Annotated in this window: 23 protein-coding genes; 14 read left to right on the top strand and 9 right to left on the bottom strand. The window is 73.6% G+C overall.

Annotated elements, in window-relative coordinates; all coding sequences use genetic code 11:
- Positions 1-51: 51 nt before the first annotated feature.
- The 6 genes from ACJOT3_RS08610 to ACJOT3_RS08585 all read left to right on the top strand — a co-directional run bounded on the left by ACJOT3_RS08610 (position 52) and on the right by ACJOT3_RS08585 (position 6270).
- The gene (locus tag ACJOT3_RS08610) at positions 52-231 is read left to right on the top strand and encodes a hypothetical protein (protein WP_406970637.1); all 180 of its coding nucleotides are present in this window, start codon (positions 52-54) and stop codon (positions 229-231) included.
- A 67-nt stretch (positions 232-298) separates the two neighbouring features.
- Positions 299-622 (top strand): Sec-independent protein translocase subunit TatA, encoded by a 324-nt coding sequence (gene tatA / locus ACJOT3_RS08605; protein ID WP_406970635.1) that lies wholly within the window; start codon positions 299-301, stop codon positions 620-622.
- A 160-nt stretch (positions 623-782) separates the two neighbouring features.
- A complete protein-coding gene (gene tatC / locus ACJOT3_RS08600; RefSeq protein WP_406970663.1) occupies positions 783-1613 on the top strand; it encodes a twin-arginine translocase subunit TatC in 831 nt (276 codons plus the stop codon).
- 106 nt (positions 1614-1719) lie between these two features.
- Positions 1720-2148: a DUF397 domain-containing protein gene (locus tag ACJOT3_RS08595; protein ID WP_406970633.1), complete on the top strand. Its 429-nt coding sequence runs from the start codon at positions 1720-1722 to the stop codon at positions 2146-2148.
- 321 nt (positions 2149-2469) lie between these two features.
- A complete protein-coding gene (locus ACJOT3_RS08590; RefSeq protein ID WP_406970631.1) occupies positions 2470-3369 on the top strand; it encodes a diacylglycerol/lipid kinase family protein in 900 nt (299 codons plus the stop codon).
- A 12-nt stretch (positions 3370-3381) separates the two neighbouring features.
- Complete coding sequence (locus ACJOT3_RS08585) at positions 3382-6270, top strand: DEAD/DEAH box helicase (protein WP_406970629.1); 2889 nt, start codon at positions 3382-3384, stop codon at positions 6268-6270.
- A 242-nt stretch (positions 6271-6512) separates the two neighbouring features.
- Here the strand turns inward: ACJOT3_RS08585 and ACJOT3_RS08580 are convergent, their stop codons facing one another.
- From ACJOT3_RS08580 to ACJOT3_RS08570, 3 genes are all read right to left on the bottom strand, one after another.
- Positions 6513-7574 carry a LacI family DNA-binding transcriptional regulator gene (locus ACJOT3_RS08580; protein ID WP_406970661.1) on the bottom strand — a complete coding sequence of 354 codons (1062 nt, stop codon included), beginning with the start codon at positions 7572-7574 and terminating at the stop codon, positions 6513-6515.
- A gap of 85 nt (positions 7575-7659) precedes the next feature.
- Positions 7660-8373: a glycoside hydrolase family 32 protein gene (locus ACJOT3_RS08575; RefSeq protein WP_406970659.1), complete on the bottom strand. Its 714-nt coding sequence runs from the start codon at positions 8371-8373 to the stop codon at positions 7660-7662.
- A gap of 6 nt (positions 8374-8379) precedes the next feature.
- Positions 8380-9741, bottom strand: a complete 1362-nt coding sequence (locus ACJOT3_RS08570) for a glycoside hydrolase family 32 protein (RefSeq protein WP_406970627.1) — start codon at positions 9739-9741, stop codon at positions 8380-8382.
- Positions 9742-9989: 248 nt separating this feature from the next.
- Between ACJOT3_RS08570 and ACJOT3_RS08565 the strand changes: the two genes are divergently transcribed.
- The 7 genes from ACJOT3_RS08565 (at position 9990) to ACJOT3_RS08535 (ending at position 16559) form a co-directional block, all read left to right on the top strand.
- On the top strand, positions 9990-11042 hold the full coding sequence (locus ACJOT3_RS08565) for a sugar ABC transporter substrate-binding protein (RefSeq protein ID WP_406970625.1): 1053 nt from the start codon (positions 9990-9992) through the stop codon (positions 11040-11042).
- A 32-nt stretch (positions 11043-11074) separates the two neighbouring features.
- The gene (locus ACJOT3_RS08560) at positions 11075-12103 is read left to right on the top strand and encodes an ABC transporter permease (protein WP_406970623.1); all 1029 of its coding nucleotides are present in this window, start codon (positions 11075-11077) and stop codon (positions 12101-12103) included.
- Positions 12100-12942, top strand: a complete 843-nt coding sequence (locus ACJOT3_RS08555) for an ATP-binding cassette domain-containing protein (RefSeq protein ID WP_406970621.1) — start codon at positions 12100-12102, stop codon at positions 12940-12942. Before ACJOT3_RS08560 ends, ACJOT3_RS08555 begins: the two co-directional genes overlap by 4 nt.
- A 182-nt stretch (positions 12943-13124) precedes the next feature.
- Entirely contained in the window at positions 13125-13532 is a 408-nt protein-coding gene (gene panD, locus ACJOT3_RS08550; protein WP_406970619.1) for an aspartate 1-decarboxylase, read from the top strand.
- A gap of 135 nt (positions 13533-13667) precedes the next feature.
- Positions 13668-13910 (top strand): hypothetical protein, encoded by a 243-nt coding sequence (locus ACJOT3_RS08545; protein ID WP_406970617.1) that lies wholly within the window; start codon positions 13668-13670, stop codon positions 13908-13910.
- Positions 13911-14003: 93 nt separating this feature from the next.
- Complete coding sequence (locus ACJOT3_RS08540) at positions 14004-15272, top strand: MFS transporter (protein WP_406970615.1); 1269 nt, start codon at positions 14004-14006, stop codon at positions 15270-15272.
- Positions 15273-15401: 129 nt separating this feature from the next.
- Positions 15402-16559: a DUF4352 domain-containing protein gene (locus tag ACJOT3_RS08535; protein WP_406970613.1), complete on the top strand. Its 1158-nt coding sequence runs from the start codon at positions 15402-15404 to the stop codon at positions 16557-16559.
- 168 nt (positions 16560-16727) lie between these two features.
- On the opposite strand, the gene ACJOT3_RS08530 is transcribed toward ACJOT3_RS08535, so the two are convergent.
- From ACJOT3_RS08530 to ACJOT3_RS08515, 4 genes are all read right to left on the bottom strand, one after another.
- A complete protein-coding gene (locus ACJOT3_RS08530) occupies positions 16728-17588 on the bottom strand; it encodes a (2Fe-2S)-binding protein (protein ID WP_406970611.1) in 861 nt (286 codons plus the stop codon).
- Between the two features lie 259 nt (positions 17589-17847).
- Positions 17848-18582, bottom strand: coding sequence for a DUF2306 domain-containing protein (locus ACJOT3_RS08525; RefSeq protein WP_406970609.1), 735 nt, complete (start codon positions 18580-18582; stop codon positions 17848-17850).
- A 189-nt stretch (positions 18583-18771) separates the two neighbouring features.
- Positions 18772-19617: an ABC transporter permease gene (locus tag ACJOT3_RS08520; RefSeq protein WP_406970607.1), complete on the bottom strand. Its 846-nt coding sequence runs from the start codon at positions 19615-19617 to the stop codon at positions 18772-18774.
- A 23-nt stretch (positions 19618-19640) separates the two neighbouring features.
- On the bottom strand, positions 19641-20648 hold the full coding sequence (locus ACJOT3_RS08515; RefSeq protein WP_406970605.1) for an ATP-binding cassette domain-containing protein: 1008 nt from the start codon (positions 20646-20648) through the stop codon (positions 19641-19643).
- Between the two features lie 99 nt (positions 20649-20747).
- Between ACJOT3_RS08515 and ACJOT3_RS08510 the strand changes: the two genes are divergently transcribed.
- Positions 20748-21542 (top strand): TetR/AcrR family transcriptional regulator, encoded by a 795-nt coding sequence (locus tag ACJOT3_RS08510; RefSeq protein ID WP_406970603.1) that lies wholly within the window; start codon positions 20748-20750, stop codon positions 21540-21542.
- Positions 21543-21586: 44 nt separating this feature from the next.
- Here ACJOT3_RS08510 and ACJOT3_RS08505 read toward each other — a convergent pair whose 3' ends face one another.
- Together ACJOT3_RS08505 and ACJOT3_RS08500 are read right to left on the bottom strand one after the other, a co-directional pair.
- Complete coding sequence (locus tag ACJOT3_RS08505) at positions 21587-22795, bottom strand: cupin domain-containing protein (RefSeq protein WP_406970601.1); 1209 nt, start codon at positions 22793-22795, stop codon at positions 21587-21589.
- A 223-nt stretch (positions 22796-23018) separates the two neighbouring features.
- Positions 23019-24954 (bottom strand): prolyl oligopeptidase family serine peptidase (locus ACJOT3_RS08500; protein ID WP_406970599.1); only part of this gene is annotated, 1936 nt, incomplete at its 5' end.

Genomic DNA, 24954 nt, shown 5'->3' with positions numbered 1-24954 from the left:
GTTCACCCGGGGGCCGGGTGTAGGTCGGAGCGAAAGGGATAAGGTACAAGCGTGATCGTCCTGACTGTCCTGTTCGGTGCTTTTGTGGTGGGAGGCGTCCTCATCGGCGCCCTCGTGCTGCGGGTGCGCCGGGCGGCGGGCGTGCTGGCCCGACAGGTGGCGCAGGCGTCGGGCGAGCACCGGACCGAGGGGGCGCACACGCTCCCCCGCCGCCGTGGCGGGGACGGGTGACCACCCCGTGTCCGGTGCGCGTACCATCGAAGGCGCCTGATCCGCGCCGCGAAAGGAAGTGAAAAGGATGGGTATCGGGGCACGTGAGATCCTGATCCTCCTGGTCATCGCACTGCTGCTGTTCGGGGCCAAGAAGCTCCCGGACCTGGCCCGCTCCCTGGGCCGCAGCGCGCGCATCCTCAAGGCCGAGAGCAAGGGCCTGGTGGACAACGAGGACGAGCAGAAGCAGCAGGAGCAGCCGCAGGCCCAGACGCAGTCGCAGTCGCAGCCCGCTCCGCAGCCTCAGGCCGCCCCCCAGCAGCCGCAGGCCCAGTCGTACCCGCAGCTGCCGCCCGGCCAGCGCATCGTCAACGAGGCCGGCGAGCCGCAGCCTTACAACAACCAGCAGTAACGGCAGGCTCGCGCGGTCCCGTAGGCCGCGGTGACGGGCGCGGCGCCGAGGGCGCGCCGCGCCTGGGCAGGCGGCCGCACCACGGGTGCGCGGCCCCGAGGGAGAAGAGAGTGACCACACGATGAGGGCCCGACGCCCGGCGGTCAACCCGGATGCCCGGATGCCGCTCATGGAACACCTGCGCGAGCTGCGCGGCCGGGTGGTGAAGGCGTCGATCGCGCTCGCCCTGGGATGCGTGGTCGGCTACGTCGCCTACGACTACGTGTGGGAGTTCCTCAAGGCCCCCTACTGCTCGCTTCCGGAGTCGAAGGTCGCGGCCCAGGACGGCTGCTCCCTCATCGTCACCGGCCCCTTCGACGCGTTCTTCGTCGCGTTCAAGGTGTGGATGTTCGTCGGCGCCATCGTCTCGGCGCCGCTCTGGCTGTACCAGCTGTGGGCGTTCGTCGCCCCCGCGCTGCACACCCGCGAGAAGCGCTACGCCTACATCTTCGCCCCGCTGGCCGCGGTGCTGTTCGTCGCCGGCGCCGCGCTGGCGTACTACATCACCTCCTACGCGCTGGTGGTGCTGTTCAGCTTCCTGCCCGACGACGCCGAGCCCTTCCTCACCATCGGCGAGTACCTGAGCTACATGCTCATCATGATGACCATGTTCGGCCTGGGCTTCGTGCTGCCGCTGCTGGTGGCCCTGCTGAACATCATCGGGGTCCTGCCGCACGCGGCCATCGCCAAGTGGCGCCGGGTCATCATCTTCGGGTCGTTCGTGCTGGCCGCCGTCGTCACCCCCGCCGAGCCGATCTCCATGCTGGCCCTGGCGGTACCGCTGGTGCTGCTGTTCGAGATGGCCGAGCTCTTCGCGTTCTTCAACGACCGCCGCCGCAAGCGCGTCGACCCCTACGGCGACCTGTCCGACGACGAGGTCTCCGAACTGGACGAGACCCCCTCCTCCCTGGACGATCCGGACCTGGAGGAGGAAGCGGGCAAGCGCCCCTGAGCACTTCCCGTACACGCTAGGGTCGGCGTCGGGGGCCGCCGGGCCCCCGGCGCCGACCGCTTTTCCGCCCCCGGACGGCGTCCCCGAGTGTGAATGAGGACATCCGATGAGCGAGCAGACCGAGGCCAAGCGGGAGCTCCCGCCCGAGGCCATGGGCAACGAGAAGTGGCACGACACCACCGACGCGGTGTGGATGCGCTCCTCCCTGTCCAACCCCGACTCGGAGGCGATCGTGGAGGTCGCCACCTTCGACGACGGCTTCCGCGCGGTCCGCGACGGCAAGTCGCCGGAGAAGGGCACCCTGTACTTCACCCCCGCGGAGTGGGAGGCGTTCGTCCTGGGGGCCCGGGACGGCGAGTTCGACATCCCGGAGGAGTACCTCACCGAGGAGGAGGCCAGGATCCAGCGCGGCGAGGTGGACGTCGAGGTCGGATGGGTCCCCTCCCCGCTGAACAGCCCCAAGGCGATGGAGGAGTACCATCGCCGTCAGCGTGAGGAAGCCGCCGCGGCCGCCCAGGAGACCGACGCCTCCTGACGTCCGCGCACACCCGGGCGCGAGGGTGTGCGGCGTCCTGGGGCGTGTTCGGCGGATCATTCCGGGTCGCGGCCCCCAGGTTGCCTCTCGCGGCGCCGCCTGCGCTCGGTCAGCCAACCCCGGGCGGGCCCCCGCTGTGCGACACTGCCGAGCTTGCGAGGCATGCACAGTAGGGGCACTCGAGCTGGTCGCCTTGCGAGAGATTGCCTGGGAACCGCTCCCATCGATCGGCGCAAGCGCCGAGCCGAACGGAAGCATCCACCGAACACGCCCCCGCGCCGTCCGTACACCCTCCCCGCCCCCGGGTAGCGAAGGACCCCCATGCCGTCCCCTCACATCGCCCTGCTGGTCAACCCCAAGTCGGGCCGACGCCGCGCCGCCGTCACCGCCGTCCGCCTCAAGGAGGCGCTGCGGGAGGCCGGGGCGCACGTCCACGTCTACAGCGGCGAGTCGGCCGCCGACAGCCGCCGCCTGGCCCGCCTGGCCGCCGCCGACTCCCCGCACGCCCTGGTCGCCGTGGGCGGCGACGGGCTGGTCCACCAGGCCCTCCAGGGCGTGGTCGGCACCGGGGTCCCCCTGGCCGTGGTGCCCGCCGGCACCGGCAACGACATCGCCCGCGCCTTCGGCCGCCCCCGCGGGTCGGTGCGCGAGGTGGCCGCCGCCATCCTGCGCGGGCGCACCCGCTCGGTCGACTGCGTGCGGGTCGAGCTGGCCGACGGCACCCGCCGCCACTTCCTCAGCGTGCTCGCCTGCGGGTTCGACGCCCGCGTCAACGAACGCGTCAACGGGTTCCGGTTCAAGATCGGCCGGGCCGGATACGTCGCGGGCATCCTCGCCGAACTCGGCTCCTTCAAGGCCGCCCGCTACGAGATCGACGTGGACGGCCGGGTCATCGACGAGCCCGGCATGCTCGTCGCCGTCGGCAACACCACCTCCTACGGCGGCGGCATGAAGGTGTGCGCCGCCGCCGAGCCCGACGACGGCCTCCTCGACGTGGTCTTCGGCAGGGAGACCCCGCTCGCCCGCTTCCTGCTGCTGTTCCCCCTGGTCTTCACCGGTGGGCACCTCGACCGGCCCGAGATCATCGCCGAACGCGGCCGCACCGTCACCATCCGGGCCCAGGGCGTGCCCGTCTACGCCGACGGGGAACGCCTGGGGGAGCCGTCACTGGTGTGCGAGGTGGTGCCTAAGTCGGTCGAGATGTTGGAGCTGACCTCATAGGCTGGGAGCCATATGAGTAGTCACGCTGAGCGGTACGCCGCCTTCCGTCGGCGCCAGGGCGCCTCCAGCCCCGCCATCGAGGCGTTCCAGGGGCTGTACGGGTTCGAGTTCGACCCGTTCCAGATCCGGGCATGCAAGGCCCTGGAGAACGGCCACGGGGTGCTGGTGGCCGCCCCCACCGGCTCGGGCAAGACGGTGGTCGGCGAGTTCGCCGTCCACCAGGCCCTGGCCGAGGGCACCAAGTGCTTCTACACCACGCCCATCAAGGCGCTGTCCAACCAGAAGTTCAACGACCTGGTCGCGCGCTACGGCGCCGACCGGGTCGGCCTGCTGACCGGTGACAACAGCGTCAACGGCGACGCCCCGGTGGTCGTGATGACCACCGAGGTGCTGCGCAACATGCTGTACGAGGGCTCGGCCACCCTCGGCAACCTGGCGTACGTGGTGATGGACGAGGTCCACTACCTCGCCGACCGGTTCCGCGGCGCGGTCTGGGAGGAGGTGATCATCCACCTGCCCGAGTCGGTGCGCATGGTCGCCCTCTCGGCCACCGTGTCCAACGCCGAGGAGTTCGGCGAGTGGCTCCAGCAGGTGCGCGGCGACACCACCGTCATCGTGGACGAGAAGCGGCCCGTGCCGCTGTGGCAGCACGTCATGGTGGGCGACCGCATCCACGACCTGTTCGTCGACCTGGAGGTGGAGGAGACCGGTCCCGGGGACACCGGCGGTGAGGGCCGCGAGGACTCCGAGGACGGCGACGGGGACCGCCGCCGCGACCGCGGCCGGGACCGCAAGGGCGGCAGGAAGCGCAAACGCGACCGCGGCTGGCAGCCCCGCGAGATCCACGTGGGCGGGCAGACCCTGCGGATCAACCCGCGGCTCTCCCGCATCGCGGAGGAGGACTCCCGGCTCACCCAGCTCGCCCACCGCAAAAGGCACCCGCAGTCGCGCTCGCGCGGCAAGATGCGCCCGCGCAGCCGGTTCGCGCCGCCCTCGCGCCCGGCCATCATCGAGGAGCTCGACGACCTCGGGCTGCTGCCGGCCATCACGTTCATCTTCAGCCGGGCCGGATGCGACGACGCCGTCCGCCAGTGCGTGTCCTCGGGGCTGGTCCTGACCACCCCGGAGGAGGCCGAGGTCATCCGCGAGTACGCGGAGACCCGCTGCGCCGACATCCCCGGCGCCGACCTGGCGGTCCTGGGGTTCGACCACTGGCTGCGCGCCCTGGAGAACGGGATCGCCGCCCACCACGCGGGCATGCTGCCCACGTTCAAGGAGATCGTCGAGCACCTGTTCTCGCGCGGGCTCATCCGCGCCGTGTTCGCCACCGAGACCCTGGCGCTGGGCATCAACATGCCCGCCCGCACCGTGGTCATCGAGAAGATCGACAAGTGGAACGGCGAGGCCCACGTCCAGCTCACCCCCGGCGAGTACACCCAGCTCACCGGGCGGGCCGGGCGGCGCGGCATCGACGTGGAGGGGCACGCGGTCGTCGTCTGGCAGGCGGGCAGCGACCCCGAGACCATCGCCGGGCTGGCGGGCACCCGCACCTACCCGCTCAACTCCAGCTTCCAGCCCTCCTACAACATGGCCGTCAACCTCGTCGGCCAGGTGGGGCGCCGGCGCAGCCGCACGATGCTGGAGGAGTCCTTCGCCCAGTTCCAGGCCGACCGCGCCGTGGTGGGCCTGGTCAAGCAGCTGCGCAAGCACGAGGAGGCCCTGGAGGGGTACGCCGCGTCCGCGGAGTGCCACCTGGGCGACTTCATGGAGTACGCGCGCCTGCGGCGGGAGCTGAGCGACCGCGAGGCGATGCTGTCCAAGAGCCGGTCGTCGCGGCGGCGGGAGGAGGCGCTGGAGAGCCTGGAGAAACTCCGCCCCGGCGACATCATCCGCATCCCCGCGGGCCGCCACACCGGCCACGCCGTCGTGCTGGACCCGGGGCTGCGCCACGACCTGCCCGCGCCGCTGGTGCTCACCGTGGACAAGCAGGTCAAGCGGATCAACGCGGTCGACTTCCCGGTGCCGGTGCAGGCGTCGGGGCGGATGCGCATCCCCAAGTCGTTCTCCGCCAAGTCGCCGCGCTCGCGCCAGGACCTGGCCTCCACGCTGCGCAACAAGCTCAAGGAGCAGGGCACCGAGCCCGTCTACGAGCGGGGCCCGCGCGGCGCGGGTGAGGACGCCGAGGTGCTCCGGCTGCGCTCCGCGCTGCGCGAGCACCCCTGCCACGGCTGCGCCGACCGCGAGGACCACGCCCGCTGGGCGGAGCGCTACCACCGGCTCCACCGCGAGACCGAGTCCCTGCGCCGCCGGGTGGAGGGCCGCTCCCACGTCATCGCCCGCACCTTCGACCGCGTGTGCGGGGTGCTGGAGGATCTGGGGTACCTGGACGGCGACGACGTCTCCGACGACGGGTCGCGCCTGGCCAAGGTGTACTCGGAGCTGGACCTGCTGGTCGCCGAGTGCCTGCGCCGGGGACTGTGGTCGGACCTGTCCCCGGTGGAGCTGGCGGCCTGCGCGGCGTCCCTGGTGTACGAGGCGCGCCGCAACGAGGAGGCCTACCCGCGCCTGCCCGGCGGGAAGGTGGACGAGACCCTGGCCGAGATGGTGCGGCTGTGGGGCGAGCTGAACGAGGTGGAGGCCCGCCACCGGGTGAGCTTCCTGCGCCGCCCCGACCTGGGGTTCGTGTGGACGGCCCACCGGTGGGCGCGCGGCGACCGGCTGGACGCGATCCTGCGCCAGTCCGACATGACCGCGGGCGACTTCGTGCGCACCGCCAAGATGCTGGTGGACATGCTCGGCCAGATCGCCGGGGCCACCGGCGACCAGAACGTGCGCTCGGCCGCCCGCAAGGCCTCCGACCTGGTCCGCCGCGGAGTGGTCGCCTACTCCTCGCTGACCTAGCCGAACCTTTTGGCCCTCCGCTCCGCTTCGGTCCGTGCTCGGGCGCCCGGGGAACAGGAATCGGGTTTCAGGGGGTGCAGCGGCCCTGCGTCGACGTCCTCGCCCTCCCGTCTCCCACCGCCACCCTCAACGGGCGGCCTTCGGCCGACGGTTCTTCTCCTCGAAGACGTCTCCTCCGGGCCTCCAGAACCCTGTGGGCGCCCTCGCTCCCGGGGAGGGCCGTCACGGCCCTCCCCGGCCGGTCAGCGGGGCGGCGGGGGGATCTCGCCGGAGCCGCGGACGACCAGCGAGGTGGGCACCCGCTCCTCGCGCGGCGGGGAGGTGTCGCCCGCGATGCGCTCGAACAGGCGGCGCACCGCGAGCGCCCCGATGCTCATCACGTCCTGGGCGACCACCGTCACCCGGGGCATCAGCAGGTCGGCCATGGGGAAGTCGTCGAACCCCACCACCGCCACCCGCTCGTGCAGGCCGCGGGCCTGCAAGGTCTGGATGGCGCCGATCGTCACCAGGTTCTGCGCGGTGAACAGGGCCGTGGGCGGGTCGCCGGAGTCCAGCATCGCCGCCACCGCCCTGGCCGCGCTCTCCGGGTCGGGCAGGTCCCACACCACCCGGCCGGGCCGCTCGTGCAGCCCCCGCTCGGCCAGCGCCGCCCGGTACCCGGCCAGCCGCTCCACGGCGGTGCTGATCCGGTGCTCGTCGCCCAGGAACGCGATCTCGGTGTGCCCGTGGTCGGCCAGGTGCAGCACCGCCTCCCGCGCCCCCTCGGCGTTGGTGGCCAGTACCGCGTCGGCGGCCAGCCCGCGCGGGGGCCGGTCGGCGAACACCACCGGGGTGCCGTTGCGGATCTCCCGGTGCAGGTAGCCGTGGTCGTCACCGGCCGGGACCAGCAGGATGCCGTCCACCCGGTGCAGGGTGGCCGCGCGCACCAGCTCCATCTCCCGCTGCGGGTCCTCGTCGAGGCTGCCGGCGAGCACCAGGGTGCCGTGTTCGCGGGCGGCGTCCTCCACGGCCCGGCTCAGCGTGGCCGAGAACGGGTTGGCGACGTCCTCCAGCAGCAGGGCGATCTGGCGGGTGGCGCCGTCGGTGCGGCGCAGGCTGCTGGCCGCCAGGTTGGGCTGGAAGTCCAGCTGGACGATGGCGCGGGTGACCCGGTCGCGCAGTTCCTCCGAGACCGAGGGCACGCCGTTGATGACGCGCGAGACGGTCTTGATGCTCACCCCGGACAGGGCGGCGACGTCGCGCATGGTGGCCCTGCGCACCGGTTCGGACGCGGCCCGGGGGCCATCGCTGTGGTTCACCGACACCCGTATCTTCTTCGCTTCGACGACAGGACCGTCCCGGATGTCGTCGAACCCCGGGACGGTCCCATTGTTCACCATCGCCCCGTTCTCAGTGCCCGGAGCCGTCCGGGACCAGGGGGCGGACGGTCACGTCCTCCACCGATCCCCGGCCGCCCTCGGCGTACAGGGACAGCCCGGTGTGGGCGGGGTCGGGGAAGACGAGTTCGGTGAAGGCGACCAGGCCGTCGGCGGCGTACACCTGGACCGAGGAGGTGTCCACGACCACGCGCAGGCGCACCGCCCCGTCGGCCAGGGGGAGGCCGGCCGTGCTGCGGCTGGGGAAGGCGTGGTGGAACCCGGTGTCCCCGGCGTTCGTCCGGTCCGCGAACAGCTCCCGCTCCCGGGCGTCGTAGCCGACGACCGCCGCCCGTCCGTCGCCCTCGTGCACCCGCAGCCCGATCTCCCCGGCCTCCCGGGGGCGCAGGGTCAGCTCCACCTGGTAGGCCGTGCCCGGGGCGGCCGGGGGCAGGGCGTACCCCTCGGGGCCCACCTCCAGGTGCTCTGCCCGGAAGGCCGGCTCCCCGTACACCCCCTCGATCCCGTCGACCGGGTTCTGGAACAGCCGCGGGCGCCCGTCGACGGTGCGCAGCTCCAGCTTCCGCGGCAGCGCCATCGCCCCGCGCCAGGGCGCGGTGGGGGTGGCCTCGGCGTACTGCCAGTTGTTCATCCACGCCATGGTGATCCGCTCCCCGCCGGGGGCGTCGTTGAAGGACACCGCCGCGTAGTGGTCGCGGCCGTGGTCGAGCCAGTCGTAGGCGGCCAGGCCCGGCTACGGGTGGTCGGACTGCACGATGTGGTCGACCAGCACATGGCCCCACCGCCCGGTGGCGTCGTCGTCGATCCGGACGCGCGCGGTGCGCCCGGCGAACTCGGCGACGTCCCAGGCCACCCAGTCCAGGTGCTCGGTGTTCCGCCCGGTGGCGGTGCGCACCACCTCGCCGTCCACGACCAGGCCGACCGAGGCGTGTCCGCCGTTCCCGGTGTCGGGGTGGTGCCCGCCGCCGACCTTGAGGTTGATGTGGTCGCGTCCGATGGTGAACTCCGGCGAGGTGGCGTGGCCGCGCGGCCCGTCGCCGTCCAGGTAGGTGTTGGCCAGGCCGTCGCCGACCCACCCCAGCACCTGCTGCTGGTCGGGCAGGGTGCCGTTCGCGGGGGCGTCCCCGAAGGGACCCGGGCTCCCGGTGCCGTCGAGGTCGTTGACGACCTCCCAGCCGCCGTACCCGTCCTCGAAGTCGGCGATGACCTCGCCCGCGGGCGGGCCGGGGTCCACCAGGCGGTCGGGGGTGAACGCCGTCCCGTCGAAGTCGCCCACGAAGTACTGGGCGCCCGAGCCCCCGGCGACCGCGCCCGGGTTGAGGTTGACGATGAGCACCCAGCGGGTGTCCTGCGGGTCCCCGTCGACGGGCAGCTCGAACAGGTCGGGGACCTCCCAGATGCCGTCGGCGGCGTGGGCGGGCCCGAAGTCGCTGAGGAACTCCCAGTCGCGCAGGTTCTCGGAGCGGTAGAAGTGCACGGTGTGCTCGGTGGCCACGACCGCGGCCATGACCCAGTACCCGCCCTCCCCGTACCAGAACACCTTGGGGTCGCGGAAGTCGCCGTGCCCGATGTCCAGCACCGGGTTGCCGCCGTAGCGTTCCCAGGTGTAGCCGCCGTCGAGGCTGTAGGCCAGGGACTGGGCCTGGACGCCGGGCCGCTCGGAGGCGGGGGTGTAGGCGCTGGTGTAGACGGCGACCAGCGGCGGGTCCTCCGGGGTGCCCAGGCCGCTGGTGTTGTGCTCGTCGTACACGATGCCGCCGGAGAACACGTGCTCCTGCCCGGTGAAGCCGATCGCGACCGGCCGCTCCGTCCAGTGGACGAGGTCGGGGCTGGTGGCGTGCCCCCAGGACATGTTCCCCCAGCGGTCCCCCTCGGGGTTGTACTGGAAGTACAGGTGGTACAGGCCGTCGTGGTGGATGAGCCCGTTGGGGTCGTTCATCCAGTTCCGGGCGGGGGTGAAGTGGACGGCGGGGCGGTGGGGGTCGCCCGGGGCGGGGCCGGCGGCGGTGGCGGTCACGGATCCGGTGAGGGTCAGGGCCGCGGTCACGGCCAGTGCGGTGGGCGCCGCCAGGGCGGCGCGTGGACGTCGGTGCACGGGGTCCTCCGATCTCGCCCGGCGCGGGGGCGGGGGTGGCGCCGGGCGGCGACGACCCCCACCTTCACCCGCTGAGTCAACGTTGTCAATGGCCGCTGTCGGGACCTTTCCGGCTTTCCATATGTAAGGGAACGGGGGTATTGACACGGCGGCGTGCTCTCGCGGAAACTTTCGGGACATCGTTGTCCCGAGTGACCGCGATCACGTTCCGATCCGCGCCCACGCGCCGCACGAGGAGAAGACCCCCCATGAACCGCACGCTCTGGACCCGCCGGGCCCTGGCCGCCACCGCCGGGCTCGGCCTCACGTTCTCCCTCGCCGCCTGCGCCGAGGAGGGCGGCGGCGGGGACGGCGGGGTCCTGGTCGGCCTCATCACCAAGACCGACACCAACCCGTTCTTCGTCAAGATGGCCGAGGGCGCCCGGGCCGCCGCCGACGAGCACGGCGTCACCCTCCAGACCTACGCGGGCAAGTACGACGGCGACAATGAGAGCCAGGTCACCGCGGTGGAGAACCTCATCGCCGCCGGGGCGCAGGGCATCCTCATCACCCCCAACGACTCCGCCGCCATCGTGCCGGTCCTGGACCAGGCCCGCGCCGCCGGGATCATGGTCATCGCCCTGGACACCCCGGTCGACCCCGCCGACGCGGTCGACGCCACCTTCGCCACCGACAACTTCCTCGCCGGGGAGCTCATCGGGCAGTGGGCCGCCGCGCACTTCGAGGAGCTCGGCGAGGAGCCGCGCGTGGCCATGCTCGACCTCAACCCCAACCAGATCGCCGTCGACGTCGGCCGCGACCAGGGCTTCCTCCAGGGCCTGGGCGTGGACATCGCCGACCCGGGGCGGATCGGTGACGAGGACGACCCGCGCGTGGTCGGCCACGAGGTCACCGAGGGCGCCGAGGAGGGCGGCCGCACCGCCATGGAGAACCTCCTCCAGCGCGACCCCGACCTCAACCTCGTCTACACGATCAACGAACCCGCCGCCGCGGGCGCCTACGAGGCGCTCAAGGCCGCCGGTGTGGAGGAGGACGTGGTGATCGTCTCGGTCGACGGCGGCTGCCCGGGCGTGCAGAACGTCGCCGACGGCGTCATCGGCGCCACCGCCATGCAGTTCCCGCTCGACATGGCCGCCCTGGGCGTGGAGGCCGTCGCCGCCTACGCCGCCGACGGCACGGTGCCCGAGCCCACCGAGGGCCTGGACTTCGTCGACACCGGCGTGCGGCTCATCACCGACGAGCCCGAGGACGGGGTGGAGTCGCAGGACACCGCCTGGGGCCTGGACAACTGCTGGGGCTGACCCGGGCGACCGTGAAGGAAGAACAGACCACCGTGACCACACCGCCTCCCGCCCCCGCGCCGCCGGCCATCGACGACGTGCGGCCGCCCGGGCCCCTGGACCACCTCCAGCGTGTTCTGCACTCCCAGGCCACCCTGGGCCCGGCCGCCGTCCTGATCGTGGCCGTCGCCGTGTTCGCCGTGCTCAGCCCCAACTTCCTGGGGCCGGCCAACATCTCGCTGATCCTCCAGCAGACCGCCGTCATCGGCACCCTGGCCCTGGGCCAGACCCTGATCATCCTCACCGCGGGCATCGACCTGTCGGTGGGCTCGATCATGGTCCTGTGCTCGATGGTCATGGGCCGCCTCTCCGCCGACCTGGGCCTGCCCGGGCCGGCGGCCCTGCTCGCCGGCCTGGTGTGCGGCACCGCCTGCGGCCTGTTCAACGGGCTGCTGGTGACCCGGGTCAAGCTGCCCCCGTTCATCGTCACCCTGGGCTCGCTCAACATCTTCTTCGCCCTGAACCTGTGGATCTCGCGCAGCGAGACGGTCCGCGGCACCGACATGTCCGACGTCCTGATGTGGACCGGCCGGGTCCTGGTGGTCGGCGGCGCCCGCATCACCTACGGCTCGCTGATCATGCTGGCCGTGCTCGCCGTGCTGGTCTACGCGCTGCACGCCACCCGGTGGGGCCGCCACGTCTACGCCGTGGGCGACGACCGGGAGTCGGCCCGGCTGTCGGGCATCCGCACCGACCGGGTCCTGCTCAGCGTGTACGCGGTCGCCGGGCTCATCTACGCGGTCGGCGCGTGGATCCTCATCGGCCGTATCGCCTCGGCCAGCCCGCAGGCCGGGGTGATGGACAACCTCGACAGCATCACCGCCGTCGTCCTGGGCGGCACCAGCCTGTTCGGCGGGCGCGGCATGATCGTCGGCACGATCATGGGCGCGCTCATCGTCGGCGTGTGCCGCAACGGCCTGTCCCTGGCCGGGGTGGACGTGCTGTGGCAGAACTTCGCGGTGGGCGTCCTGGTGATCCTCGCCGTGTCCCTCGACCAGTGGATCAGGAAGGCCCGGCGATGAACCCGCACGTGGAGGACACCGCGCCCGCCCGCCGCCTCGACCGCGAGCCGGTGCTCCAGGCCCGGGGCCTGGTCAAGCGCTACGGCCGGGTGACCGCCCTGGCCGGGGCCGACCTGGAGCTGTACCCGGGGGAGATCCTCGCGGTCATCGGCGACAACGGCGCGGGCAAGTCCAGCCTGATCAAGGCGCTGTCGGGGGCACTGGTGCCCGACGAGGGGGAGATCCTCATCGACGGGTTCCCGGTGCGCCTGCCCACCCCGATCGCGGCCCGCGCGGCGGGCATCGAGACCGTGCACCAGAGCCTGGCGCTGGCCCCGTCCCTGGACATCGCCACCAACCTGTTCCTGGGCCGGGAGCTGCGCCGGCCCGGGGTGCTGGGGTCGGTGCTGCGGATGCTCGACCGGCCCAGGATGCGGGCCGAGGCGGCCCGGCACCTGGACGAGCTGGGCATCATGACCATCCAGAACCCCAACCAGGCGGTGGAGACCCTCTCCGGGGGCCAGCGGCAGGCGGTGGCGGTGGCGCGGGCGGCCGCGTTCGGCGACAAGGTCGTCATCATGGACGAGCCGACCGCCGCCCTGGGCGTGCGCGAGTCGCGGGCGGTGCTCGACCTCATCCTGCGGGTCCGTGACCACGGGCTGCCGGTCATCCTCATCAGCCACAACATGCCGCACGTGTTCGAGATCGCCGACCGGGTCCACGTGCAGCGGCTGGGGCGGCGCATCGCCGTCCTGGACCCGGCGGGCTGCTCCATGTCGGACGCGGTCGCGGTGATGACCGGGGCGCTGGACCCGGACGAGCTGCCGGAGGAGGCGCACGCGCCCGGGGCGGTGCGGTGACGGGAGCGGTGGACGGGCCGGGCGGTGACGGGCGGGGCGGCGGAACAGACGTCCCGAAAGGGGCGTTGCGCGCGATGGGCACCCCGTGGTCGAAAGCGGCCGGGGCGGAGTCCATCATGGAGGGGCACGGGACCCCGAGAGGGGCCTGTAGTCCGCAAGAAACCTGAAACGAGGATCGAGCAGTGCTGCGCACCCTCATCAACGGCAAGATCCACCGCGCCACCGTCACCCAGGCCGACCTGCACTACGTCGGCTCGGTGACCATCGACGCCGACCTGCTGGACGCCGCCGACATCGTCGACGGCGAGCAGGTCCACATCGTCGACATCGACAACGGCGCCCGGCTCGTCACCTACGCGATCACCGGCGAGCGGGGCAGCGGCGTCATCGGGATCAACGGTGCGGCCGCCCGCCTGGTCAGCCCGGGCGACCTGGTCATCATCATCTCCTACGCGCAGCTGACCGAGGCCGAGCGCGCCGAGCACGTGCCGCACATCGTGCACGTGGACCGGGACAACAGGGTCGTCGCCCTGGGCGCCGACCCGGCCGAGCCGGTCCCCGGCGACCCGGAGCTCGTCCCCGGCCGCTAGCCGTCCGATGGTCCCGAGGGTGTCCGTGCTATAGCACGGACACCCTCGGTGTTTGGCAAGGGGCCGAAAACCCTTATGGCATGGCCGATTCCGGACTGATCGGCCGGGTCGGGGCCGGGTACAACCCGGGGCGGAATGGACGAGAAGCGGGACGCCGAGCAGCGTCGGATCGCCGAGCACATCCAGTGGCAGAAACAGGGTGCCTGGGTCGTGTTCTGGGGTGTTCACACCCGCCGCTACTGGGCGTTCGCCTGCTGGCCGGTGATCCCCGCCCAGGGGGTGGTGATCAGCGCCGTCGACCCCGACGACCTCTACTCCGGGATGCGGCAGGTGGAGCGCGAACACGACTACCTGGGCTGGCGGCACCGCCGCCGCTGAGGTGTCCGGAACCGTGGGTGATAAGACATAGCGGGTCATATGAACGCGGCGTTACGATTCCCCCGTTGATCGGATGAATCGGAAGTAGGTCGCGTGTCCACCCACATCGTTCCCGGCGCCCTGCCGGAGGAGACGCGACTGCGCCTACAGCGCCGCACCGTCGTGGTGCTCATGCTCACCCAGGTGGTGGGCGGTATCGGCCTGGGGGCGATGCTCGCGGTGGGCGCGCTCATCGCCCTGGAGCTCACCGGTTCGGGCGCCTGGTCGGGCATGGCCACCACCATGATCACCCTGGGCGCCGCCGTGTTCGCGCTGCCGCTGGCCTCGCTGGCGGCCCGCCGCGGCCGCCGCCCCGGGCTGGCGCTGGGCTGGGGGCTGGGCGCGGTCGGCGGCCTGGTCGTCATCGCCGCCACCGTCTGGGGCCTCTTCCCGCTGTTCCTGCTCGGCATGGTGCTCATCGGCGCCGGGACCGCCACCAACCTCCAGGCCCGGCACGCCGCCGCCGACCTGGCCTCGGACCGCAGCCGCGGCCGGGACCTGTCCATCGTGGTGTGGGCGACCACCGTCGGCTCGGTGCTGGGCCCCAACCTCATCGCCCCCGGCGGCCGGGTCGCCGCCCTGTTCGGCCTGCCCGAGCTGCTGGGCCCGGTGCTGTTCACCACCGCCGGGTTCGTGCTGGGCGCCCTGCTCACCTTCGCACTGCTGCGCCCCGACCCGCTGCTCACCGCCGCCCGCGCCGCCGCCTCGGCCGACCCCGCGGCCGCGGCCCCCGCCAAGATGCCGCTGGGCACGACGCTGAAGGTCATCGCGGCCTCCCCGGGCGCGCTGCTGGCCGTGGTCGGCATCGTCGCGGGCCACACGGTGATGGTGGCGGTCATGACGATGACGCCGGTGCACATGTCGCACCACGGCGCCGCCCTGACCGTGATCGGCCTGACCATCTCCCTGCACATCGCGGGCATGTACGCGCTCTCCCCGGTGGTGGGCTGGCTCAGCGACCGGCTGGGCCGGGTCCCGGTGCTGCTGGCCGGGCAGGTGGTCCTGCTGGCGGCGACGGCGGTCGCGGGCACCGCCGGGCACGACGAGACCCGGGTGACCGCGGGCCTGGTCCTGCTGGGCCTGGGCTGGTCGTTCAGCCTGGTGGCGGGCACGGCGCTGTTGGCCGGATCGCTGGAGGTGGGCGTGCGCCCGCGCGCCCAGGGCGTCAGCGACCTGCTGATGAACCTGGGCGGGGCGGCGGCGGGCGGCCTGTCCGGGCTGGTCCTGGCCCAGACGGGCTTCGGCGGCCTCAACCTGTTCGCCGCGCTGTTCACCGTTCCGGTGTTCGTGCTGGCGCTGCGGGCGGCCCGCGCCGGGCGCTGAAAAACTTCCGGACTTTTACCGGAAACGCCCCAACGGCTTCTTCGGGCCCCGGACCGGCGCGGTTACCGTGCAGATCTGGGGCGCCCATCGCCCGTCGGTGGGCCGACGCCACTGGAGGGGTGTTCTCACGTGACCGATCGGGAACCCGAGGAAGGGCCGCAGGAGCGACCGCAGGAGACGCCGGGCGACCCGGTGAACCACCACCCGCCGGAGGAGTGGCGACCCGGGGACCCTGAGGACCCGATGCAGGGCGGACCGCGGCCGCCCGGTGAGCCCCCGCACGTTTTCCCCGGCCACGGCGAATTCCCCGGCCACGACGCCCCGCCGCCGTACCCGGGGCCGCCGGAGGAGGGCGGCCACCTGCCGCCCCCGCCCGGACCGAACTGGGCGCCGCCGCCCCTGGGCGACCCGGACGCGGACACCGGCCCCGGGGTGCCCCCGCCCCCTCCGCCACCGCAGACGCCGCCGGGCGGGTACCCGCCCGGCGACCACCCCACGGGCGCGCCGCCCGAGCCGGTGGGCGGTGAGCTGTCGGAGGGCCCCAGCGGCCCGGCCCAGGCCGGGTACGAGCACGCCGGATACGCCCCCGGCTACGGGGAGGCGGACGTGCCCGGGGCGGGCGCGGGCAGCTACCCCGAGCCGCCGTACCGGGGGGAGGCCCCGCCCGGGCCCGGCTACGGGGAGCACGCGCCGCCCCGGCCCGGCACGTACGGGTCCGGGTACACCGCCGCGCGCCCGCCCGGCGGCCACGGCGCGACACAGGGGTACGGTCCGCCGCAGGAGAAGCAGACCCCCTGGGGCAAGATCATCGGCATCGGCTGCGGTGTGCTGCTGCTCCTGCTGCTGGTGGGCGGCGGCTGCACCGCCATCGGCCTGGTCCTGGCGCAGAGCGGTTCGCCCACGGTGGGCGCGCCCGACACCGACGACTCCGGGCCCCTGGGACAGGAGGAGGGGACGACCGCGGCGGAGGTGACGGCCGGGCGCACCGACTTCGAGCCCGGGCCGCTGTACTCGTCGGGGGACTTCACCAGCGTCGACGTGTCCGTGCACAACGCCGGCGAGGAGACGCTGGACGTCAACCCGCTGTACTTCAGCGTCATCGACGTCTCCGGAACGTTGCACAGCACCGCCGAGGGGATCGGGATGGACGCGCGCGAGCTGGACGCGAGCACCCTCGTCCCGGGCCAGAGCGCGTCCGGGGTGATCACCGTGCAGGGGCTGGTGGAGGCCGACCGGGTCGTGTTCGAGCCGTACTACGGCGAACCGGTCGAGTCCCCGGTCCTGTAGCGCTCGTCCGGCGGGTGCGTTCGGCCGGTCCGGCGCTCGCGCCGGTGGCACGGGCGGTCGCGGGGCGGACCGATCTGTCGAACACACCCCGGGGACCCGGGGGAACACGAGGGCCCGGCACCGCACGGTGCCGGGCCCTTCGCGTTGTCGGTGTCCAGGGGGCCGGTTTCAGGGCGCGAGGGCCGGGTCGCGCAGCCACTCCGACAGGCTGTCCTGGCGCTCGGTGTCGCACTTGAGCGGGCACGTGGTGCAGTACCCGTGCTCGGGATCGCCCTTGTAGTCGAAGCAGCAGGTGCCGCGCACCGCCCAGGTGCCCTGCGGGTGCCCGGGGGCGAAGGGGAACAGCCGCGGGCGCCTGCGGGTGACCGCCCCGGCCGCCACCACGGCGTCGGCCAGGCTCCCGGCCAGCTCCCAGGCGGCCTCGGCGTCCCGGGCCAGGTAGCGGGCCGGGTTGAGCATGTAGAAGTACAGGGTGTCGAGCACCCAGCCCCACAGGGTGCGCTTGCCCGCCCGCGAGTGCTCGTGCAGGGCGTCGATGAGGGGCTCGAACGTCGCGAACAGGCCCTCGGCGGCCAGCCGCACCTGCTCGTCGGTGTCGCGCGCCACCACGGCGCCGGGCAGGCCGGCGGCCGGGTCGTCGGGCAGGACCGCGAAGCGGGTGTCCGCCGAGACCGGGGTGCCGAACCGGGCGGCGGCGGTGTCCCAGGGCAGGTACAGGCCGTCGGGGTCGAGCAGCGGTGCGCGGCCGGTCAGGTACAGCGAGGCCGACACCATGAAGATCGGTTCGCGCAGGGTGACCCGGAGGAAGTTGGTGGCGGCGGGCAGCCGGTGCCCGGGCCCGTGCTCGGTGCGCAGCTTGTCGAACAGGATCGGCACCCAGCCCTCGGCGGCCAGGGCGGCGGCGGAGTACCACTGCACGGTGCCGGGCGGGCGCTCGTGCAGCTCCTCGAAGGTGAGCAGCTCGGGCAGCGGGGAGAAGCGCAGCGGGGCACAGGCGTCGCGGAGAGCCTCAAGAGGATCAGGGGTCACCGGAGTCACCGTGTGGAACCTGCCCTTCGTCGCAGCGGAGCCGTCGTGTCCGGGGGTCGCGGTCGCAGGCCACCGGGGGGAACGGGTAGAACGTCTGCGCCTCTTAAGTGAGGCTACCCTAATGATCGGTGTCCCCGCAATGATCACGCGACGTGATCGGGATCCTTCCCGGATTCGGGAAGGGGCAGGTCGCGGCCGCTTCAAGGTCGTGTCCGGAAGCGGGGTGCGCCGGGGCCGCGGGCGCGCCCTCCGCACCGGGTCAGACGGTGGCCGGGCGGCGGCGCCGACGCGGCTTACGGTACTTGATCCACCATTCGACGAACAGCAGCGGCACGATCCAGGACAGGAAACTCGACGGCGCGCCCATGGCCATGGCGAGCGCCTGCTCGTCGTCGGGGATGACCCCCGCCTCCACCTGGAGGATCAGGAAGGGCAGCAGGAACAGGATGATCACCCGGTTGAACGCGATGCCGTAGATGAGCGCGAAGCTGCGCAGCATCCACTCGCGGTGGTCGGCGAACCTCCGGCGGCGGGCCATCACGAACCCCAGGACCGTGAAGGTCAGCCACAGCACCGCCCAGATCGTGTTGCTGACCTGGGTGTCGAACCCGGTGGAGCTGAACGGCGCGATGAGCAGCGCCGGGACCCCCACCAGCGGGATCCCCGCCAGGACGTAGGTCCGCCCGCTCCAGCGGTGCACCGCCGGGTACCTCGCCCGCAGCCAGGGCCAGACCTGGAGGATCACCAGCAGGGTCAGCAGGGTGCCGCCGAAGATGTGCGTGATCAGCGCCGGGAAGTACCAGGCGGGCGTCTCCGGCACGGGCAGGCGGGCGTCGGCCGGGTCCAGGGAGAAGTAGGGCGGCACCGAGTAGGCGAGGAACGTGAGGCTGAACAGGGCCAGCGGCAGGATCCACGGCCGCTGCCACCAGCGGACGGGGACCGGGGCGGGCCGGGGGCACGGGGCGGCGGTTTCGGTCGGGGCGGGGGGTGCCATGGTCGGTTCTCCTTCGCGGATGCGGTGGTCACGAGTCTTGTCGCGGGGGAGGGCGGGCACGAGAGTGCGCCCACCCGGGCGGGGGTGGTGGGCGGCCGCTCGCGGCGGCGGGGCCGCCCACCCGGTGGGGGAGTGGTGCGCGCACCACCCGGTCGGTTCGCGGGTCCGGCGTGCGGCGGCCCGGCGGGGTCAGCGGCTCAGCGCACGGAAGCGGCGCAGCGCCAGCGGGACGCACAGGACGAGCAGGGCCGAGGGGATCGCCACGGCCAGCAGCCCGGCGTGGTCGGCGGGCCAGGAGTCGGCGGGGACGCCCGGGTTGCCGAACAGCTCGCGCAGGGTGGAGACGACCGCGGACAGCGGGTTCCACTCGGCGATGGGCGCCATCCAGGAGGGCATGGCCTGGGCGGGCATGAACGCGGTGGAGAGCATGGTGAGCGGGAACGCCAGCGGGTAGACGATCATGCTCGACGCGTCGGGGTCGGGCACCAGCAGGCCCATGAGCACCCCGAGCCAGACCAGGGACAGCCGGAAGAACAGCAGCAGCGCGATCGCCAGCGCGGCGTTCGCGAACCCGTTCTCGGCCCGCCAGCCCAGCAGCAGGCCGACCGGGACGAGCGCCGCCACCTCCAGGCAGGCGCGCACCATGTCGGCGGCGGTGCGGGCGGTCAGCAGGGACACCGGCGACATGGGCATGGACCGGAAGCGGCCCATCACCTCGCGGGAGACGTCGCGGGCGGTGCCGTTGGCGCTGCCGGACACGCCGTAGACCATGACCATCGCCAGCATGGCCGGGATGAGGAACTCGCGGTAGTTCCCGGCCCCCTGCCCGGACATGACCTCGTCGAAGAGGAAGCCGAACAGCAGGACCATCACGACGGGCATGGCGATGGCGATGACCGGTTCGAAGGGGCTGCGCACCATGTGCAGGAGGTTGCGCCGGGTCAGGACCAGGGTGTCCGACCAGACCTTGCCGGGGCCGGTGGGGGGCGGTGGCGCGTCGGCGGTGCCGGGCGGGGTGCCGAGGGTCGTGGTCATCGTGGATCACTCCAGGGAGGGGCTCAGGCCGGAACGGGGCCGGCGGTCTCGTGGCCGGTGTCGGTGGTGGTGCCGGTGCTGCTGTCGGTGTCGCGGCCGGTCAGGGCCAGGAACACCTCGTCGAGGCCGGGCCTGCGCACCCCGATGTCGGCGATGGCCGCGGTCGCGCCCTCCAGGGCGCGCACGGCCCCGGTCAGGGCGGCCAGGCGGTCGGGGGCGGGCAGGCTGATGCGCTGCTCCTCGCGGTGCACGGTCGCCGGGGCGTCCAGCGCGGACCCCAGCAGTCCGGCGACGGCGGACAGGTCGGCGGGGTCGCGGACGACCACGTCGAGGCGGTCGCCGCCCACCCGGGAGCGCAGGGTGTCGGGGGTGCCCTCGGCGATGGTGCGCCCGTGGTCGATGACGGCGACGGTGTCGGCGAGCCGGTCGGCCTCCTCCAGGTACTGGGTGGTGAGCACGACGGTGGTCCCGGCCGCGACCAGGGTGCGCACCGACTCCCACACGCCCAGGCGGCTGCGCGGGTCCAGGCCGGTGGTGGGCTCGTCGAGGAAGAGCACCCGGGGGCGCTGGATGAGGCTGACGGCCAGGTCCAGGCGGCGGCGCATGCCGCCGGAGTAGCCGTCCGAGCGGCGGTCGGCGGCGTCGGCGAGGTCGAAGCGCGCCAGCAGCTCCTCGGCGCGTTCGCGGGCGGCGCGCGGGTCCAGGCCGTACAGGCGGGCGAACATCACGAGGTTCTCCCGGCCGGTGAGCAGCTCGTCGACGGAGGCGTACTGGCCGGTCAGGCCGATGGCGGCGCGCACCCGGTCGGGGTGGCGCACGACGTCGTGCCCGGCGACCTCGGCGCGTCCGGCGTCGGGGCGCAGCAGGGTGGCGAGCACCCGCACCGCTGTGGTCTTGCCGGCCCCGTTGGGGCCCAGCAGGCCGAAGACCGTCCCGGCGGGGACCTCCAGGTCGAGGCCGTCCAGGGCGGCGGTCCTCCCGTAGTTCTTGCGCAGTCCCTCGGCCCGGACGGCGGGGGGTTCCTCGGCCATGTCGTGTACTCCTTAAACTGTTTATGTCGCACACTTGTTAGTGTAACTAATACACAGTTCTAGGATGGTGTCAACGACGACCCCGACGACTGGTGGCCCATGACGACCGAGGACGAGCGCAAGAGCCGGATGGCGCGGGACGTGGAGCTGCTCTGGGGGCTGGACGCGCCGCAGGCCCGCCGCGGTCCCAAACCCCGCCTCAGCCGCGAGGCGGTGGTCCGCGCGGCGATCGACGTGGCCGACGCGGAGGGCATCGAGGCGGTCTCCATGCAGCGCGTGGCCAAGGAGCTCGGCTACACCACGATGTCCCTGTACCGGCACGTGGACAGCAAGGAGGACATGCTCGTCCTCATGCTGGACACCGCCATGGACGCCGTCCCGCCGGGCCCCCGCGGGGACGGCGACTGGCGGGCCGGGCTGGAGGAGTGGTGCCACGGCGCCCTGGAGATGTACCGCGCCCACGCCTGGTCGGTGTTCGTCGCCTTCTCCGGCCCGCCCAGCGGGCCCAACGGCCTGCGCTGGATGGAGGCGGGCCTGCGCGAGCTGGTCGCCTCCGGGCTCGACATCGGCGAGGCGCTCCAGATACTGACGATGCTCTCGGCCGTGCTGCGCGACACCATCCGCCTGGAGATCGAGATGACCCGCGCCGCCCAGAGCACCGGCAGCACCCTGGTCCAGGCGGAGAACGACTACAGCCGGGGACTGCGCCGGGTCGTCACCGCCGAGCGCTTCCCCACCATCGACCGCATGCTCCGGGAGCAGGTGCTGGACGAGCCCCCCGAACCCGACCCGGACCGGCTCGGCGGCCCCGCCGACGAACTCGACTTCGGCATCCGGCGCATCCTCGACGGCATCGAGGCCTACGTCCGCGCCAAGGGGGACACCGGCACGTGAGGGGGCGGTGCCGCGCCCGGCACCGCCCCCTCACCCTCGACGGCTCAGCGGATGAGCGCCAGGTGATGGCGGGACAGCACCGCCACCACCTCCGCGGCCCGCTCCGGGGCCAGGCCCGCCGCCCCGGCGAGTTCGGACACCGTCAGCGACCGCCGCTCGGCCAGCACCTCCAGCACGTCCCCGACCTCGGCGGGGAACCGGTACCGGCGGCCGCCCACCGACAGCGCCACCTTGGCGCCGCCGTCCTCGCGGGTCAGCGGCGGCGGCAGGATCGGCACGAACTCCACCCGGGAGTCCGGGCCCGGCGCGCCCTCCTCCACCGGCCAGGGCAGCGAGAACGACGTGCGCCGCGGGAACCGCGCGTCCCGCTCGGCCAGGAACGCGTCCAGGTCGGCCTCCTCGGCCAGCTCCGCCAGCCGCGCCGCCAGCTCCCGCCGGTGCTTGTGCCGCACGTCCGGGTCGGCGAACCGCGGCAGGTCCCGCCGGAACGCCTCCTCCTCGAACAGCCGCCGCACCAGCGCGTCGGCCCAGTCCACCCCGGTCGCCCGGGTGAACCCGAAGGTCAGGTGCAGGCTCACGTCGCCGGTCCCGGTCACCGTGTGCCACCACCCCCGGGGCACGTGCAGCACCTGCCCGGGCCGCAGCACCCCCTCCCACACCACCTGGAGTTCGCCGTCGGCGTTCCGGGGCGGGGTGTGGTCGTGGTCCACGTCGTTCTTCATCGGGTGGGGCCTCGACCCGGGGCCGTGCACCTGCCAGTGCTTGGTGCCCTCCACCTGTACGATCACCGTGTCGTGGTCGTCCCAGTGGGTGTCGAACCCGCGCGACTCGCCCCAGATCAGGTACATGTTGGCCTGCACGCGCTCGCGCACCAGCCGCATCAGGTCGTCGGAGGCCGCCGCCACCGGCGGGTGCATCCGGTCCAGCCCGTCCAGCACCAGGCTCGCCCCGGCGCGCAGCTCCCGGTACAGCGCCTCGGGCCGCACCACCCGGCGGGTCACCCGGGAGGCGGTGCCCACCTCGGTGTACCGGTCCACCGGGACGGGGGAGCCGTCCTTGTGCAGCCGCAGCCGCGGCGGCTCGGGCGCGCACGCCGCCAGCAGGGCGTTGAGGTCGTCGAACGTCACCAGGGAGCGCACCGAGTCCGCGCCCAGGTCGGCGAACACGAACTCCTCCGACAGCCGCGCGGTCAGGGCCTCCCGGCCCACGGCGCCGCACAGCCCTTCACTGAACAGGTGGCCGGGATCGGTCACGGGGTTCCCGCCTTTCAACGGATCAGGGGCCCACGGGGCCCGCCCGGCCCGGACGCTGCCGGGCCGGGCGGGTGCGGAAGGGATCAGATGAAGTCGGAACTGGAGTCGGTACCGTCGCTGTCGCCGCCCGCGGTGATGTCGCGGGAGGTCACCTCGGCCAGCTCCTCGACCTCGACCTCGATGGGGTCCATACGCCGCACCTCGCTTTCCGTGTCGGTTTCCTCTAGGACCAGGACCGCCCCCGCGCCGGGCGGCGCGGCGACAGTCCCGTTCGGTGGGCCGCGAACGCGTGCGCGTCCGCGGCCAGCCCCACCGCCCGGCCGACCGCGCGCGGGCCGTGCCCGACGTCGCGCTCGTACCGCAGCAGGGCCGGTGGCCGCCCCTCCTCGGGCCGGGCCGCCGCCAGCAGCGCCGCGCACATCTTGCGCGGGTGGGCGGCGTCGGTCCGGGTGTCCCCGGCGAACCCGGTGAGCAGCACGCTCGGGTACTTCAGCCCCGGCGTGCGCACCGCGCCCTCCAGCACCCGGTGGTAGGGCGAGTAGGACATCAGGGCGGCGAAGTCGTCGGGGTCGGCGACGGTCCCGAACTCGCGGGTCCACATCCGCCCCAGGCCCATGCGCTCGAACCGGGCCATGTCGGCCAGCGGCGCCGAGGCGATCACCGCCGAGCACAGGTCGGGCCGGGCCGCGGCGGCGGCCAGCACCAGCAGCCCGCCGGCCGAACCGCCCGACAGGCACAGCCCCGAGCGGACGCACAGGCCCGCCGCGACCAGGGCGTCGGCGGCCGCGACCAGGTCCTCCACGGCGCGCGGCTTGCCGCGGCCGGCCCCGGCCAGGTGCCATTCACGGCCGATGTCGCCGCCGCCGCGCACGTGCGCCACCGCGTAGCGCCCGCCCGAGGCCAGCCAGGCCAGCACCGTCGCGCTGAACCCGAACCGGCGGGGGCGGCCGAACCCGCCGTAGGCGTGCAGCAGGGTCGGCAGCGGCTCCGCCGGTCGCTCGGCGGGCCTTTCCGCGGGCCTCTCCGCGGACCATCCGGTGGGCCGCTCGGCGGGCCTTTCCGCAGACCACTCCGAGGACCGCCTCGCGGGCCGTTCTGTCGGTCGCTCCGCCGGCCGTCCCGCGGACCATCCCGCGGGCCGTTCCCCGTGCCGTGGGGCGGGCCGTTCAGCGGACCTGCCCGCCGGTCTTTCCAGCGGCCGTTCCGCCGACCGATCCGCGGCGGACCGGGGGTGCGGGGCCTCCGACGCGGTGCCCGACGCGGTGCCGCGCGCGGTCAGGACGGTGACCGGCACCCGGGTGCCGTCGGCCGAGCGGCACCACAGCACGGTGCGCTCCACCTCGGGCGCGGGCGGCGGGGCGGCGGCCCCGGCGGGCCAGGGCAGCGGGCGGGCCGAGCCCGGGGCCAGGCGCAGCACGCGCTGCTGGGCGGTGACGTCGGCGTAGCCCAGGTACACCGCCCCGTCGGGGGCGGTGACCGGCCCGCTCACCATGCCCTCGCCGGGCAGGTCCACGGTGCGCAGCGGCGCGCCGGTGCGCGCGTCGTGCACGGTGGCGGAGTCGATGCCCAACCGGGTGCGCACCACCAGCAGTTCGGGGGCGTCGGCGCCGCCGCAGGGGGTGAACGCGTCCAGCGTCTCGCCCTCCCGCTGGGGCACCGCCTCGCGCCAGTTCTCGGGCCCGGGCCGGTCCGGGTGCACGGAGCAGATCCGCCGCCAGGGGGCGTCCAGGGTGGTGCGCAGGTACAGCAGCCCGTCCGGGCCCAGGGCGGCCTCGGTCTCGGCCTCCACCCCCACCTGGACCGGCCGGAAGTCGGGCGCCTCCGGCGGGCCGGACTCCAGGTCGGCCAGCCACAGGTCGGTGCGGTGCCCGGTGCCGTGGCTCTCGGTGAACAGCAGCAGCCGCCCGCCCAGGATCGTGATCCCCGGGACGGTCCCGGGCCCCGAGCAGGCCCGCACGAACACCTCGGTGCCGTCGGCGGCCCGGCGCAGCCACACCCCGCGGGTTCCGTCCTCGTCGTCGCGGCGCACGTAGTAGAACGCGGGCGGGCCCTTGGGCGTCCACGCCACGTGCGAGTAGCGGACCCCGCGTACCGGCGGGCCGACCGGTCGGCCGTCGGCGGTGCGCAGCACCTGGAGGACCCCCCGCTCCACCCCGCCG

Origin of the sequence: Nocardiopsis protaetiae (assembly GCF_045446735.1) — a bacterium.
In the GTDB taxonomy this organism is placed as follows: domain Bacteria; phylum Actinomycetota; class Actinomycetes; order Streptosporangiales; family Streptosporangiaceae; genus Nocardiopsis; species Nocardiopsis protaetiae.
Note: the sequence above shows the minus strand (reverse complement) of the source record. Positions and strands in the feature narration are given on the sequence as shown.

Bases quoted from the DNA above. Each gene is read 5' to 3' on its own strand.
- ACJOT3_RS08595 (WP_406970633.1), top strand. From the start codon at position 1,720: ATGAGCGAGCAGACCGAGGCCAAGCGGGAGCTCCCGCCCGAGGCCATG.
- ACJOT3_RS08555 (WP_406970621.1), top strand. From the start codon at position 12,100: ATGAACCCGCACGTGGAGGACACCGCGCCCGCCCGCCGCCTCGACCGC.
- ACJOT3_RS08520 (WP_406970607.1), bottom strand. From the start codon at position 19,617: ATGACCACGACCCTCGGCACCCCGCCCGGCACCGCCGACGCGCCACCG.
- tatC (WP_406970663.1), top strand. From the start codon at position 783: ATGCCGCTCATGGAACACCTGCGCGAGCTGCGCGGCCGGGTGGTGAAG.
- ACJOT3_RS08525 (WP_406970609.1), bottom strand. From the start codon at position 18,582: ATGGCACCCCCCGCCCCGACCGAAACCGCCGCCCCGTGCCCCCGGCCC.
- ACJOT3_RS08510 (WP_406970603.1), top strand. From the start codon at position 20,748: ATGACGACCGAGGACGAGCGCAAGAGCCGGATGGCGCGGGACGTGGAG.
- tatA (WP_406970635.1), top strand. From the start codon at position 299: ATGGGTATCGGGGCACGTGAGATCCTGATCCTCCTGGTCATCGCACTG.
- ACJOT3_RS08590 (WP_406970631.1), top strand. From the start codon at position 2,470: ATGCCGTCCCCTCACATCGCCCTGCTGGTCAACCCCAAGTCGGGCCGA.
- ACJOT3_RS08515 (WP_406970605.1), bottom strand. From the start codon at position 20,648: ATGGCCGAGGAACCCCCCGCCGTCCGGGCCGAGGGACTGCGCAAGAAC.
- ACJOT3_RS08545 (WP_406970617.1), top strand. From the start codon at position 13,668: ATGGACGAGAAGCGGGACGCCGAGCAGCGTCGGATCGCCGAGCACATC.
- ACJOT3_RS08565 (WP_406970625.1), top strand. From the start codon at position 9,990: ATGAACCGCACGCTCTGGACCCGCCGGGCCCTGGCCGCCACCGCCGGG.
- ACJOT3_RS08585 (WP_406970629.1), top strand. From the start codon at position 3,382: ATGAGTAGTCACGCTGAGCGGTACGCCGCCTTCCGTCGGCGCCAGGGC.